Source organism: Microbacterium telephonicum (assembly GCF_003651225.1).
GTDB classification, from domain to species: domain Bacteria; phylum Actinomycetota; class Actinomycetes; order Actinomycetales; family Microbacteriaceae; genus Microbacterium; species Microbacterium telephonicum.
On record NZ_RCDB01000001.1, the window covers coordinates 818,561 to 831,357 of the forward strand.

Consider the following 12,797-nt stretch of genomic DNA (forward strand, 5'->3'; position numbering starts at 1 on the left):
AGCCTAGACTCGCAGGTGTGACCGTTCGCCCCGCCCCCGGAACCCCGCTCGAATTCCGCTGGCGCAAATGGGACGGCTCCCCACACTGGGTGCACGAATGCGTCTACCTCGGCAGCGACGCGTGGGGCGACTGGTTCGGCCAGCGCGTGGGCATGCGCAGCGCCCGCACCGGCCGTGATGTGCGCGTCGAGCACGCCAACGTCAGCCTGCTGCCGCCGTCGGGGGAGTGGGTGCTGACGATGAACGACACCGGGCACCGCACCCGCGTGTACATCGACCTCGCGTGGGACGCCCGCTGGGACGGCGACGAGCCGACCGGCATCGACATGGACCTCGACGTGATCGACCAGCAGCCGCGCGGCATCTGGATCGACGACCGCGACGAATGGGACGAGCACCGCGTCGCCTTCGGCTACCCGGCAGACATCGTCGAACGCCTCGAGCAGGTCGCCGTCGATCTCGAACGCCGCGTCACCGCGCACGAGAAGCCCTTCCACCCCGACGTCGCGGCGCACTGGCTGAGCGTGCTCGCCGAGGCCGCACCCCCTTCTGCCGAGGAGGCACCCGATGGCCGCTGACGACCGCGCCGACCAGACCCCTGCGGTGGACCAGACCCGCGCCGACCTGCACCGCGCCGACCTGCACCGCGCCGACCTGCACAAGGACGCCGCCCGGGTGAGCGGCATGTTCGACGAGGTTGCGCCAGCCTACGACCGCACCAACACGGTGCTGAGCCTCGGCAACGACCAGCTCTGGCGCATCGCGACGACCCGCGCTGTCGCCCCCAAGCCCGGGCAGCGCATCCTCGACCTCGCCGCCGGCACCGCCGCGAGCTCGGTGAGCCTCGCACGCAGCGGCGCCGACGTCGTCGCCGCCGACTTCTCGCCCGGCATGCTCGCCGAGGGGCGGCGTCGGCACGGCGGCATCCCGAACCTGTCGTTCGTCGAGGCGGATGCCACCGCGCTGCCGTTCGAAGACGACAGCTTCGACGCCGTGACGATCTCGTTCGGGCTGCGCAACGTCGACCAGCCGAAGAAGGCCCTCGCCGAGATGCTGCGGGTGACGGCCCCCGGCGGTCGCCTCGTGGTCTGCGAGTTCTCGCATCCGCAGAACCCGGCCTTCGCGGGCCTCTACCGCTTCTACAACGACCGCGTGCTGCCCGTGATCGCGCGCACCGTCAGCTCCAACTCGCCCGCCTACGACTACCTCAACGAGTCGATCCAGGACTGGCCCGACCAGCGCACCCTGTCGGGCTGGATCCGCGACAGCGGGTGGGATGCCGTCGCCCACCGCGACCTCACCTTCGGGATCGTCGCGCTGCACCGTGCCCGCAAGCCGCTGGCCTGAGCCGCGCCCTGATCGGGACGTGCCTCGCGCACGGGCGGCGGCCACGGCCGCGACGGGCCATGCCCGGTAGGCTGGTCGGGTGACTGCGAGCCCTTCCGCACCCGGCGCGCGCCTGACCGCGAACCTCGGCCTGACCGAGCGCGTGCTGGCCGGTCCCCGCATGCGCAGGCTGCTCGGCGTCGTCGAGGCCGGTCTCGACCGCGTCGAGGAGAACCTCGCCGCCGAACTGCGCGTCACCGACGCGCTCGCCGACTCCACGAGCCGCTACCTCTACGAGGCGGGCGGCAAGCGGGTGCGCCCGATGCTGACGCTGCTCACCGCGCAGCTGGGCTCGGGCACGACCGACCACGTCATCGCGGGGGCATCCGCCCTGGAGATGACCCACCTCGGCTCGCTCTACCACGACGACGTCATGGACGGCGCCGACAAGCGCCGCGGCGTGCCCAGCGCCCACACCGTCTGGGGCAACAGCGTCGCGATCCTCACCGGCGACCTGCTGTTCTCGCGCGCCAGCCAGCTCATGGCGCAGATCGGCGAGCGGGCCATCCGCCTGCAGGCCGACACGTTCGAGAGGCTCGTCCTCGGGCAGATGCACGAGACGGTCGGCGCCCAGGCCGGAGACGACCCGGTCGAGTTCTACCTGCAGGTGCTCGCCGACAAGACCGGCTCGCTCATCGCCGCCGCCGCACAGGCCGGCATCCTGTTCTCCGACGCCCCCGCCGAGTACCAGCAGCCCGCCCTGGAGTACGGCGAGCGGATGGGCATCGCGTTCCAGCTGCTCGACGACGTCATCGACCTGTCCGCCGACCCCGGCGAGACGGGGAAGGTGCCCGGCACCGACCTGCGCGCCGGGGTTCCGACGATGCCGTACCTGCTGCTCGCCCGCGCGGCCGACCCCGCATCGCGGGCCCTCAAGGCCACGATCGACGACGGCGTCGCACGCATCGCCGACGGCGCCGACCCCGCCATCCTCGACGAGGCGATGACGCACCTGCGCGACCACGCCGTCACCGAGGCGACCCGCACGCGGGCGTACGAGTGGTCGGATGCGGCGATCGCCGCCCTCGAGCCGCTGCCGTCCGGTCCCGTGCGCGAGGCGCTCGAGAAGCTCGCGCTCGTCGTCGTCGACCGCTCCAGCTGACCGCGTTCGTCCCCCGCCGCGTGCTCCGTCCGCGGCGCCCGAAAGGAAGCACACCCATGACCAAGCTCAGGCTGGCCATCGTCGGCGCCGGACCCGCCGGCATCTACGCCGCGGACATCCTGCTCAAGGCCGAGCGCAAGTTCGACGTCTCGATCGACCTTTTCGACCATCTGCCGGCCCCGTACGGTCTCGTGCGCTACGGCGTCGCGCCCGACCACCCGCGCATCAAGGGCATCATCACGGCTCTGCGCGACGTGCTCGACCGCGGCGACATCCGCATCTTCGGCAACGTGCGCTTCGGTGAGGACATCACCCTCGACGACCTCAAGAAGCACTACAACGCGGTGATCTTCGCGACCGGTGCGATCAAGGACGCCGACCTCGACATCCCCGGGATCGACGCCGTCGGATCGTACGGCGCCGCCGACTTCGTCAGCTGGTACGACGGCCACCCCGACTTCCCCCGCGAATGGCCGCTGGATGCGGCATCCGTCGCCGTCGTCGGTGTCGGCAACGTCGCACTCGACGTCGCCCGCGTGCTCGCCAAGCACGCGGAAGACCTGCTCGTCACCGAGATCCCCGCGAACGTGCAGGCCGGCCTCGAAGCCTCCCCGATCACCGATGTGCACGTCTTCGGTCGCCGCGGCCCCGCGCAGGTGAAGTTCACGCCGCTCGAACTGCGTGAGCTCGGTGAGCTGCGCGACGTCGACATGGTCGTCTACGACGAGGACTTCGACTACGACGAGGCCTCGAAGGCGGCCATCGCGTCGAACAAGCAGGTCATGGTGATCGACCGCGTGCTGCAGTCGTGGCGGCAGCGTCCGAGCGTCAACAACGCCGGCGGAGAGGCCTCCCGCCGCCTGCACCTGCACTTCTACGCCAAGCCCGTCGAGGTGAAGACCGACGACACCGGCCGCGCGAGCGCGATCGTCTACGAGCGCACGAAGCCCGACGGCGAGGGCGGCGTGGTCGGCACCGGCGAGCTGCGCGAGGTCCCCGTGCAGCAGGTGTACCGCGCGGTGGGCTACTTCGGGTCGCCACTGAAGGGCGTGCCCTTCGACAAGCGGCACGGCGTCATCCCGAACCACGAGGGCCAGGTGCTGCACAAGGACTCGAACGAGCGGGTGCCCGGCGTCTACGCCACCGGCTGGATCAAGCGCGGACCGGTCGGCCTCATCGGCCACACCAAGTCCGACGCGATGGAGACGGTGCGCCACCTCATCAACGACCAGGGCTCGTGGTGGACCCCCGAAGACCCGTCGGAGGCGGCGATCCCGGCCCTGCTCGCCGAGCGCGGCGTGGCCTGGACCGACCTCGACGGCTGGCACCGCCTCGACGAGCACGAGATCGCGCTCGGCGCCGCGGCGGACCGTGCCCGCATCAAGGTCGTCGACCGCGACGAGATGGTGCGGGTCTCGCGCGGCGAGTGAGCCCGCGGGTGCGGCGGGGCGTGCGCCTCGCGTATGAGTCCGTGCGCCCGGGAGGAGATGTGCGTTCAGGAGGGTGAATCCGCGGCATCCTCCCTCCCGAGTGCATATCTCCTCCCGAATGCACGGGCCCCGCGGCCGTGCGCCGAAGTCTTCCTCCCCACCGTGCCGTGTGCGCCACACATTTCCGCAGCGCCGGAATCCCCGCCCCGCGGCGGGTGCGCGTGGTCGAGCATGTCGGCATGGCGGATGCGGCATCGTGGGTTCGTGAGCACGGCGGGGTCGCCCGCACCATCGATCTCGAGAGCGCCGGCTTCGGCCGCGGCCGGGTGGCGCGCGCGCTCGCCCGGGGTGCGCTCGAGCGGGTCACGCGTGGCTGGGTCGCGGTGCCCGGCGCCGACGCCCTGAGCATCGCGGCCGCGCGCAGTAACGTCGTGGTCTCGTGCGTGACCCGTGCGCGCCAGCTCGGATGGTGGGTGCTGGCCGACGTGCGCCCGCACGTGGTGGCGCCGGGGCACTCCGGCCGCGCACCCACGGCGACGGCCACCGTGCACTGGGCGGCACCGGTGATCCCTCGGGTGCCGGGCGTGCTCCTCGACTCGCCGGAGAACACGCTCGCGGTCGTCGCCGCGTGCCAGCCGTTCGAAGTCGCCCTCGCCGTATGGGAGTCGGCGCTGCGCTCGCGGTCCGTCGATGCCGGACTGCTGGCTCGGCTGCCGTTGCCCGCGTGCGCGCGGCGGATCCTCGCGGAGGCCGGGATCTGGTCGGACTCGGGACTCGAGACGTTCGTCGTGCCGCGGCTGCGCTGGCTCGGACTGCCGCTGCGACGCCAGATCTGGATCGCCGGACACCGCGTCGACCTGCTCATCGGCGAGCGACTGGTGCTGCAGATCGACGGCGGCCATCACGTGGGCGCGCAGCGGGAGTCCGACATCGCCCACGACGCCGCGCTCACCCTGCTCGGCTACCACGTCATCCGGATCGGCTATCGCCAGGTGGTCGACGGCTGGGAGCAGGTGCAGGAGATCCTCATGCGCGCGGTGGCGCAAGGCCTCCATCGCGCCGCATGACCTGCACCGGTCACGCTGCAGCCGTGCGCCCGGGAGGAGATATGCACTCAGGAGGGTGCATCTGCAGCATCCGCCCTCCCGAACGCACATCTCCTCCCGAACGCACGGCCCCGCGCCGCTCGGGCGCGCGACCACCCCGGCTAGGGTGAGCGCATGTCTGCGCAGTGGGTGCCCGATGTGCTCGGTGCGCCGTTCGCGCAACGCACCCTCGATCTGGGCACGGATGCCGAAGGCCCCGTCGTCGCGACGCTCGTGCGTTCGCGCGCGCGGCGCCTCGCCGCACTCACCGGTCCGCTGCGGGGTGTCGACGTGCTGTACGTGCACGGCTGGTCGGACTACTTCTTCCAGGTCGAACTCGCCCGCTTCTGGAACGGACTCGGAGCCGACTTCTACGCGCTCGACCTGCGCAAGTACGGCCGCAGCCTGCGGCCCGGGCAGACGCCCGGCTACATCGCCGCACTCGAGACCTACGACGAGGACATCGCGGCCGCCCGCGCGGCCATCGGCGACACCGGACGGCTCGTGCTCATGGGGCACTCGACCGGCGGCCTCACCCTGTCGCTGTGGGCGGCCCGCCACCCCGGCGCCGCCGCCGGCGTGGTGCTGAACAGTCCGTGGCTCGAGCTGCAGGTCGGCGGATTCGGGCGGCAGGCGCTTGCGCCGATCATCCAGGCCCGGGCACGCTTCGATCCGCTCGGAGCCCATCCCGAGGTCGACCTCGGCTTCTACACGCGCGCGCAGCGGGAACTCGGATCGCTGCCCGACGCCCCCGACGGCTGGCGTCCCGAGCGCGGTTTCCCGACCCATCCGGGCTGGCTCGCCGCCGTCGTCGCCGGACAGGCGCAGGTCGCGGCGGGGCTCGATGTCGCCGCCCCCGTCCTGACGATGCTGTCCACGGCGTGGACCCCGCCGATGCAGTGGGCGCCCTCCCTCACCTCGACCGACTCCGTGCTCGTCGTCGACGACATCGCCCGCGCCGCCACCCGCCTGGGCGCCGACGTCACGATCGCGCGCATCCCGGGGGCGGTGCACGACGTGTTCCTGTCGGCTCCCGAACCGCGCGCCGCGGCGTACGCGGCCCTGCGTCGCTGGGCCACGCGCGGTGCACTCGCACGCTGACCGCATCGCATCCGCGTGAAGGCCCGTTCACATCCGGATGCCTTCACGTGCACATCGACGCTAGGGTCGCGGTATGAGACGCGATCACTGGCGTCGGCGCAACGCGGCGCTGGACCCGGCCGTGGACTACGTCGAGATCTACCGCAACGTCGTGACATACGAGTTCGCGTGGGACATGAACCAGGCGCTGAGCTTCGCGCTGTTCCGCACGTACGCGGTGCCGGGTATCGGCGAGCTGCTCGACCGCACCGGAGAATTCACCCGCCGCACGCAGAAGCGCTACGACGACACTGCGCTGCTGCTGGAGACGCCGACGCGTCACGGCTTCGACGATCCGGAGGCCCGTGCCGCGATCCGGCGCGTCAACCGGATGCACCACGCCTACGACATCCCCGACCACCAGTTCCGCTACGTGCTCAGCACGTTCGTCGTCGTGCCCAAACGCTGGCTCGACGCCTACGGAAAGCGGCGTCTGACGGTGAGGGAGGTCGAGGCGTCGGTGCGGTACTACCGTGAGCTCGGCGCGCACATGGGCATCCGCGACATCCCGGAGACCTACGCGGGGTTCGCGCGGCTGATGGACGAGTACGAGGCCGAACACTTCGGCTTCGACGCGGGCGCGCGGCGGGTCGCCGACGCGACGCTGGGCCTGCTCGTCACCTTCCACCCGCGCCTTCCGCCCCGTGCCGTCGCGCTGTTCAGCCGCGCCCTGATGGATGACGCGCTGCTCGCCGCGCTCGACTATCCCGCACCGCCTCGCGTGGTCGTCGCCCTGTCGCGGGCGGCGCTGCGGTTGCGCGGACGCATCGCTGGGATGCTGCCCGCCCGGCGCACGCCGGTGCACGTCGCCGACCTGCCGTGGGTGCGCAGCTACCCCGACGGATACCGCGTCGAGGATCTCGGCACCTTTCCGCACACCGCGACCGCGACGGCTTCCTAGACTGGGCCCGTGCCCCAGCCGCAACCCGCCGTTCCCGCCGAACCGGAGCAGAGCGAGCTCGACCAGGCCGCCGAGTGGCTCGAGAAGCTCGCGAAGGATCCGATGGCCGACGCCGTCCGCGGCCGCGTCCGCATCGTCGCGGTGACGCCGCCCGCGGAGCGCGGCCGATACCAGGAGTGCGTCGTCGACCTCGCGGTCGAGGCCGCCGGCATCGCCCCCGTCGAGGTCACGCAGCACGTCGTCTTCTCGCGCAAGCGGTGGCCGGCCGTCGGCGTCGTGCTGCCCGCCCGCATCTCCGTCTCGGTCCCCGAGAATCTCGAGGTCGCCTGGGACGCGATGCCCTGAGCATCCCGGAGCCGCGACCGGTCCACGGATGCCGGATCGGCCCGCACCGCCCGGTACCGCCCGGCCGTAGCCTGGTCGGATGCCGGCGCCCGAGATCCTCCGCTTCACCGCGTTCAGCACGTCGCCCGAAGGCGGCAACCCCGCCGGCGTGGTCCTGGGCGCCGACGCGCTGAGCGTCGACGAGATGCAGCGCATCGCCGCCGACGTCGACTACGCCGAGACCGCCTTCGTCACCGGTGCGGACCCCGACGGCGCGCTGCGCATCCGCTACTTCTCGCCGATCGCCGAAGTGCCGTTCTGCGGGCACGCGACGGTGGCGACGGCGGTCGCCCTCGTGGAGCGCGAGTCCACCGCGCTCGTCGCCGGCCCCGAGTCGGTGATCCGCTTCCGCACCCCGGTCGGCGAGGTTCCCATCCGCGTCGACCGTGACGCCGACGGAGCGCGAGCGGCGTTCACCAGCATCCCGCCGACGGTCGACGCGCTACCCGCCGACGCGCTCGATGCGATCCTGGCCCTCCTCGGCCTCGAACCGCACGACCTCGACCCGTCACTCCCGCCGCGGATCGCGCACGCGGGTAACCCGCATCCGATCCTCGCGATCGAGAGTCGCGCGCGATTCGACGGCTTCACCTTCGACCCGGATGCCGCTCGCACGATCATGGACGCCCGCGGCTGGCCCGCGACCATCACGGTCGTCCATCGCCGCACCTCCGATCGCTTCGTCGCCCGCAACATCTTCCCGGTCGGCCGGATCACCGAGGACCCCGCGACCGGCTCCGCCGCCGCGGCGCTCGGCGGCTACCTGTGGCACCTCGGCGCCGTCGCCGCACCCGCACGCGTCGTCATCGAGCAGGGCGCACACGTCGGTCGTCCCGGCGTCCTCACGGTCGACATCCCCGTCGCGGGCGGCATCGTCGTCTCGGGTCACGCCGTGCCCATCGGCTGAGGCGCCGGCGTCGCGACCCCGTAAGGCGCCCGCGCCCGGTCAGCGGTAGTTCGTGAACTGCAGGTCGACCTCGAGGTCGGCGGCCTTGAGCAGGCGCTGCACCTCCTGGAGGTCGTCGCGCGACTTCGAGCTGACGCGCAGTTCATCGCCCTGGATCTGCGACTTCACCGACTTGGGGCCCTCGTCGCGGATGATCTTGCCGATCTTCTTCGCGTTCTCCGACGAGATGCCCTCCTTCAGCGTCGAGGTGATCCGGTACTCCTTGCCGCCCTGCACCGGGTCGCCGGTCTCGAGCGACTTCAGCGAGATGCCGCGCTTGATGAGCTTCGACTGGAAGACGTCGAGCACCGCTTTCGCGCGCTCCTCGGTGTTCGCCTTGATGACGATCGACTCGCCGCTCCAGGCGATGTCGGCGCCGGTGCCCTTGAAGTCGTAGCGCTGCTCGACCTCCTTGCGGGCCTGGTTGAGCGCGTTGTCGGCCTCCTGGCGGTCGATCTTGGAGACGATGTCGAACGAGGAATCAGCCATGCGCCGAGTCTAGCCGCGCACCGCGGAGGCCGCCCGGGCGGGCGGTGGGCGGAGCTGTGCCGATAGCGTCGATACCATGCGTGTCAGGTCAAAGCTCTCCATCGGTCTCCTCGTTGTCGCCGCCGCGCTTACCGTGACCGCTTGCACAGCCACCCTCGCCGGCACTGACTCCGCCGAGCCCATCGCGTCGGAGACCGCCGCTCTGGCGACGCCTCGTCCCGGGGTCGCTACGTCCCGCGCGACGATCACCCCGACCGCTGATCCGGCGTACACCGCGGCTGTGAGCGCCTACCCGCAGGCGCTACCGGACGGCTATGCGTTCCCGCCCTATCTCATCGGTGCCGAATCGGCCGACAAGTGGTGGTGGTGCTCCCAGATAGACGCGGCGTGGGAGGCCTACTTCAGACGCGAGGACGAGACCGAAGCGCTCGGATACCTGCGCGCGGCCGCCGACGTCGACCCCGGGTCGTACGGCCGTTACGACCAGGCCGACGACGCACTTCCGTTGAACGAAAAAGTCGACCGGGACGTGCGTTTCATCGGCGGCGGTGTCGACTCGCAGTACGTCGAGTACACCGCTCACGGATGCTGGAAGTGGGCGAAGTCGGTCGGCGCCGAGTTCCCGCCTGTGTCGTGACACCGCGGCCCCGGCATCCGCCCCGCGTTCTTACAATGGCCGGATGCAGGCTCTCACCGTCGACCAGTTGCGCGACACGCTGGTGAACGCATCCGACGACGAGAAGGTGCGGCTCGCGGCCCCCGCGGACCTCCCGCTCGTCGACTGGGACCACATGGACTTCTTCGCGTGGCGCGATCCGCGCACCAAAGGGCGTGGATACGTCGTCGCCGAACTCGACGGCGAGCCGACCGGCATCGTGCTGCGTGCCGCGGAGGGAACGCACCGCGGGCGCTCGGCGATGTGCAACCTCTGCCACACGATGCAGCCCGGCGACCAGGTGACGATGTTCACGGCGCGCAAGGTCGGAGACGCGGGGGAACGGGGTGACAGCGTCGGCACGATGGTCTGCGCCGACCTGTCGTGTCACGAGAACGTCCGACTGGCCGCGCCGCTGGCTCCCAACGAGTACCGGGCGAGCGTCGACCGTCGCATCGACGGCACGAGGCACCGGATCGAGGCGTTCGTGGAGCGCGTCGTCGAAGGCTGAGTCCGGGCTCCGCCGCCACGATTTCTGCCACGGCGGCGAACCGAGTAGGATTGTGGATCGCGCCTCCGGTCGACTGTACAAGCTGGGCGGGTGCGCACTCGGCGAGTTACCCAAGCGGCCAAAGGGATCTGACTGTAAATCAGCCGTCTTAGACTTCGGGGGTTCGAATCCCTCACTCGCCACTCGGTCAAAGCCCCCGCGAGGGGGCTTTTTCCATGCCGCGGTAGGGTCGGAGCCATGAGCGCACCCCTCACTTCGCCGGCATCGTCCCGCGTCCTCCGCGCGGCGGTGTGGATCGCCATCGGCGCCCTGATCGCCGCCGCCCTCGTCTGCGTCGTGTGGGTGCTCCTCGGGGATGCGAACGGCATGATCGGGAAGGCGTTCCTGACCATCGTGCTGCTCGCCGCGTTCGCCGGCATCGCCGTCGGCGAAGCCCACCTGGCATCCCGGCGGCCGGCATGGTTCGCGCTGGCGAGCATGGTGACATGGGTGCTGACGCTGCTGCTGGGCGCCGTGTTCATCTGGCTTCCGTACGAGGGCTTCGGCCGCGCGGTCGAGCGGTTCGCGCAGTTCCTCGTCGTCGTGCTGATCCTGCAGCTCGCGCTGCTGCACGCGCGACTGTTCGTCAAGGCGTACGAGCGGAATCGCACGACGTTCACCGCGATCGTGACCTACGCGACGCTGGGCCTCGTCGTCATCCTCGCCGTCATGCTGATCCTGCCGGTGACCCTCGACGGGTACGTGCGCTTCCTCTCCTTCTATTGGCGTGTCGTGGTCGCCCTCGCGATCCTCGCCGCGGTCGGCACGGCGCTCGTGCCGCTGGTGAACGCCCTGTTCGCACCCAAGCGGCCGCGCGAGCCCCGCCCCGTCACGGCGCCCTACGCGCCGCAGCCGACGTGGCCGACCTACGCCGACGGCCGCACCCCGCTGCCGATGCTGCCCGACGGCGCCCCCGACTGGAATGCCTACTACACGGGACGCCCGACGTATCCGCACGGGTTCCTCGCCCCCGCGCCGGCTGCGCCGGCCCCAGCGCCGACGGCCCCCGCACAGGCCCCCGCACAGGCCCCCGCGTCCGCGCCGACCGCCGCGTTCCCCCCGACCGCCGCGTTCCCGCCGCCGACGACCCCGCCCGCGCCCGGATATCAGGGCTACCCGCCGCCCCCGCCGCCGCCCGCCTGAGCTGAGCGGCGTCGCGGTCAGCCGAGCATCTCGAGCGCGGCGGCGGCCGCGTTGTGCCCGCCGATCCCGCTGACGGCCCCGCCCCGTCGGGCGCCCGACCCGCAAAGCAGCACCCGCGGATGCCGGGTCGCGACGCCCCAGCGCCGCGCCGGGGTGTCCAGCGGCTCGTCGTCGTCGGCCCACGGCCAGTCGAGGGAGCCGTGGAAGATGTCGCCGCCGCGCATCGCGAGGCTGCGTTCGAGGTCGTCGGTCGTGCGCGCCTCGATGCACGGCGTGCCGTCGGGTGCCATCGCGATGACGTCGGCGATCGGCTCGGCCAGCACGGAATCCAGCGACCGCGTCGCGGCGTCGAGCAGCCCCGCCCGTGCGGCGTCCGCATCCGCACCGTCGACGAGCCGGTGGGGCACCTGAAGGCCGAACAGCGTCAGGGTCTGCGCCCCGCTCGCGCGGAGGGACTCGCCGAGGATCGACGGGTCGGTCAGCGAGTGGCAGTAGATCTCCGCCGGGAGCGGATCGGGCACCCGACCGGCGGATGCGGCCGCGTGCGCGTCGTCGAGCTGGGTCATCGACTCGTTGATGTGGAACGTGCCCGCGAACGCCGCCTCCGGGGCGACCGAGCGGTCGTGCAGCCGGGGGAGCCGGCGCAACAGCATGTTCACCTTCACCTGGGCGCCCTCCGGTGCGGGGACCTCTTCGGCCTCCGCACCGCCGGCGCGCAGCAGGTCGGCGAGCACCGCGGGTCCGGCGCCGAAGAGCACGAGCCGTCCCGCCACCACCTCTCCGGAGGTGAGCGTGACCTCGCCGTCCGGTGTCACGGCGGTGGCCTCGGCTTCGGTGCGCAGCGTCGCGTCGGCGGCGAGGGCCGCGCGCTCCAGAGCCCCGCTCACCTCTCCCATCCCGCCGACCGGGACGTCCCAGTCGCCGGTGCCGCCGCCGATGACGTGGTACAGGAAGCAGCGATTCTGCCGCAGTGAGGGGTCGTCGGCGGAGGCGAACGTGCCGATGAGGCCGTCGGTGAGGGCGATGCCGCGCGCGAGGTCGGAGGTCAGCGACGTGCGCACGAGCTCGCCGAGCGGACGCGCGACGAGATCGTCCCACAGCGCGTCCCCGAACAGCGCGCGCACGTCGTCGGCGCGGCGCAGCGGCTCGGTCACCGTGGGGAACAGCGAGGCCGCCATCGGCAGGAGTCGGGCAGACAGCGCGGCGAACCGGTCGGCTTCCCGCGGGTCGCCGACCGTGCGGGCGAAGCTCGACGCGGTGGCGACGGCATCCGCGGTGTCGACGAGGATGCCGCGGGTCGGGTCGGAGGGCAGCGGCGTATAGGAGGAGTACCGGCGGCGGCGCAGCGTCAGTCGCAGGCCGAGGTCGTCGATGATCGTGCGGGGCAGCAGGCTCACGAGGTACGAGTACCGCGACAGGCGTGCGTCGACGCCCGCCCACGGCCGTTCCGACACGGCCGCGCCCCCGACCCGCTCCGACCGCTCGAGCACGACGACGCGCTTGCCCGCGCGGGCGAGGTAGGCGGCCGCGACGAGCGCGTTGTGGCCGCCGCCGACGATGACGACATCCCAGAGGCCGGTCATGCC

The 12,797-nt window shown here is 71.9% G+C and carries 14 protein-coding genes and 1 tRNA gene; 13 read left to right on the plus strand and 2 right to left on the minus strand.

Features of this window, described 5'->3' with window-relative positions:
* Nucleotides 1-17 precede the first annotated feature (17 nt).
* The 9 genes from C7474_RS03990 to C7474_RS04030 all read left to right on the plus strand — a co-directional run bounded on the left by C7474_RS03990 (nt 18) and on the right by C7474_RS04030 (nt 8,335).
* Nucleotides 18-578 (plus strand): DUF402 domain-containing protein, encoded by a 561-nt coding sequence (locus tag C7474_RS03990; protein WP_121057627.1) that lies wholly within the window; start codon nt 18-20, stop codon nt 576-578.
* Nucleotides 568-1,347, plus strand: a complete 780-nt coding sequence (ubiE, locus tag C7474_RS03995; protein ID WP_121057628.1) for a bifunctional demethylmenaquinone methyltransferase/2-methoxy-6-polyprenyl-1,4-benzoquinol methylase UbiE — start codon at nt 568-570, stop codon at nt 1,345-1,347. Before C7474_RS03990 ends, ubiE begins: the two co-directional genes overlap by 11 nt.
* 79 nt (nt 1,348-1,426) lie before the next feature.
* A complete protein-coding gene (locus C7474_RS04000; RefSeq protein ID WP_121057629.1) occupies nt 1,427-2,488 on the plus strand; it encodes a polyprenyl synthetase family protein in 1,062 nt (353 codons plus the stop codon).
* Nucleotides 2,489-2,544: 56 nt separating this feature from the next.
* Complete coding sequence (locus tag C7474_RS04005) at nt 2,545-3,918, plus strand: FAD-dependent oxidoreductase (RefSeq protein WP_121057630.1); 1,374 nt, start codon at nt 2,545-2,547, stop codon at nt 3,916-3,918.
* A 239-nt stretch (nt 3,919-4,157) separates the two neighbouring features.
* Nucleotides 4,158-4,985 (plus strand): type IV toxin-antitoxin system AbiEi family antitoxin domain-containing protein, encoded by an 828-nt coding sequence (locus tag C7474_RS04010; protein WP_121057631.1) that lies wholly within the window; start codon nt 4,158-4,160, stop codon nt 4,983-4,985.
* Nucleotides 4,986-5,138: 153 nt separating this feature from the next.
* A complete protein-coding gene (locus C7474_RS04015; RefSeq protein ID WP_121057632.1) occupies nt 5,139-6,104 on the plus strand; it encodes an alpha/beta hydrolase in 966 nt (321 codons plus the stop codon).
* Between the two features lie 73 nt (nt 6,105-6,177).
* Nucleotides 6,178-7,044, plus strand: coding sequence for an oxygenase MpaB family protein (locus C7474_RS04020; RefSeq protein WP_121057633.1), 867 nt, complete (start codon nt 6,178-6,180; stop codon nt 7,042-7,044).
* A 9-nt stretch (nt 7,045-7,053) separates the two neighbouring features.
* Entirely contained in the window at nt 7,054-7,389 is a 336-nt protein-coding gene (locus C7474_RS04025) for a hypothetical protein (RefSeq protein WP_121057634.1), read from the plus strand.
* 79 nt (nt 7,390-7,468) lie between these two features.
* Nucleotides 7,469-8,335, plus strand: coding sequence for a PhzF family phenazine biosynthesis protein (locus C7474_RS04030; protein WP_121057635.1), 867 nt, complete (start codon nt 7,469-7,471; stop codon nt 8,333-8,335).
* Nucleotides 8,336-8,374: 39 nt separating this feature from the next.
* Here C7474_RS04030 and C7474_RS04035 read toward each other — a convergent pair whose 3' ends face one another.
* A complete protein-coding gene (locus tag C7474_RS04035) occupies nt 8,375-8,863 on the minus strand; it encodes a YajQ family cyclic di-GMP-binding protein (RefSeq protein ID WP_121057636.1) in 489 nt (162 codons plus the stop codon).
* A gap of 280 nt (nt 8,864-9,143) precedes the next feature.
* On the opposite strand from C7474_RS04035, the gene C7474_RS04040 reads away from it, so the two are divergent.
* From C7474_RS04040 to C7474_RS04055, 4 genes are all read left to right on the plus strand, one after another.
* Complete coding sequence (locus tag C7474_RS04040; RefSeq protein WP_121057637.1) at nt 9,144-9,500, plus strand: hypothetical protein; 357 nt, start codon at nt 9,144-9,146, stop codon at nt 9,498-9,500.
* A 43-nt stretch (nt 9,501-9,543) separates the two neighbouring features.
* Complete coding sequence (locus C7474_RS04045; protein WP_121057638.1) at nt 9,544-10,029, plus strand: FBP domain-containing protein; 486 nt, start codon at nt 9,544-9,546, stop codon at nt 10,027-10,029.
* Nucleotides 10,030-10,129: 100 nt separating this feature from the next.
* Nucleotides 10,130-10,211, plus strand: a tRNA-Tyr gene (locus C7474_RS04050).
* 55 nt (nt 10,212-10,266) lie between these two features.
* On the plus strand, nt 10,267-11,211 hold the full coding sequence (locus C7474_RS04055; RefSeq protein WP_121057639.1) for a hypothetical protein: 945 nt from the start codon (nt 10,267-10,269) through the stop codon (nt 11,209-11,211).
* Nucleotides 11,212-11,228: 17 nt separating this feature from the next.
* On the opposite strand, the gene C7474_RS04060 is transcribed toward C7474_RS04055, so the two are convergent.
* Nucleotides 11,229-12,794: a phytoene desaturase family protein gene (locus C7474_RS04060; RefSeq protein ID WP_121057640.1), complete on the minus strand. Its 1,566-nt coding sequence runs from the start codon at nt 12,792-12,794 to the stop codon at nt 11,229-11,231.
* Nucleotides 12,795-12,797 lie beyond the last annotated feature (3 nt).

Bases quoted from the DNA above. Each gene is read 5' to 3' on its own strand.
- ubiE (WP_121057628.1), top strand. From the start codon at position 568: ATGGCCGCTGACGACCGCGCCGACCAGACCCCTGCGGTGGACCAGACC.
- C7474_RS04005 (WP_121057630.1), top strand. From the start codon at position 2,545: ATGACCAAGCTCAGGCTGGCCATCGTCGGCGCCGGACCCGCCGGCATC.
- C7474_RS04010 (WP_121057631.1), top strand. From the start codon at position 4,158: ATGGCGGATGCGGCATCGTGGGTTCGTGAGCACGGCGGGGTCGCCCGC.
- C7474_RS04015 (WP_121057632.1), top strand. From the start codon at position 5,139: ATGTCTGCGCAGTGGGTGCCCGATGTGCTCGGTGCGCCGTTCGCGCAA.
- C7474_RS04020 (WP_121057633.1), top strand. From the start codon at position 6,178: ATGAGACGCGATCACTGGCGTCGGCGCAACGCGGCGCTGGACCCGGCC.
- C7474_RS04030 (WP_121057635.1), top strand. From the start codon at position 7,469: ATGCCGGCGCCCGAGATCCTCCGCTTCACCGCGTTCAGCACGTCGCCC.
- C7474_RS04035 (WP_121057636.1), bottom strand. From the start codon at position 8,863: ATGGCTGATTCCTCGTTCGACATCGTCTCCAAGATCGACCGCCAGGAG.
- C7474_RS04045 (WP_121057638.1), top strand. From the start codon at position 9,544: ATGCAGGCTCTCACCGTCGACCAGTTGCGCGACACGCTGGTGAACGCA.
- C7474_RS04055 (WP_121057639.1), top strand. From the start codon at position 10,267: ATGAGCGCACCCCTCACTTCGCCGGCATCGTCCCGCGTCCTCCGCGCG.
- C7474_RS04060 (WP_121057640.1), bottom strand. From the start codon at position 12,794: ATGACCGGCCTCTGGGATGTCGTCATCGTCGGCGGCGGCCACAACGCG.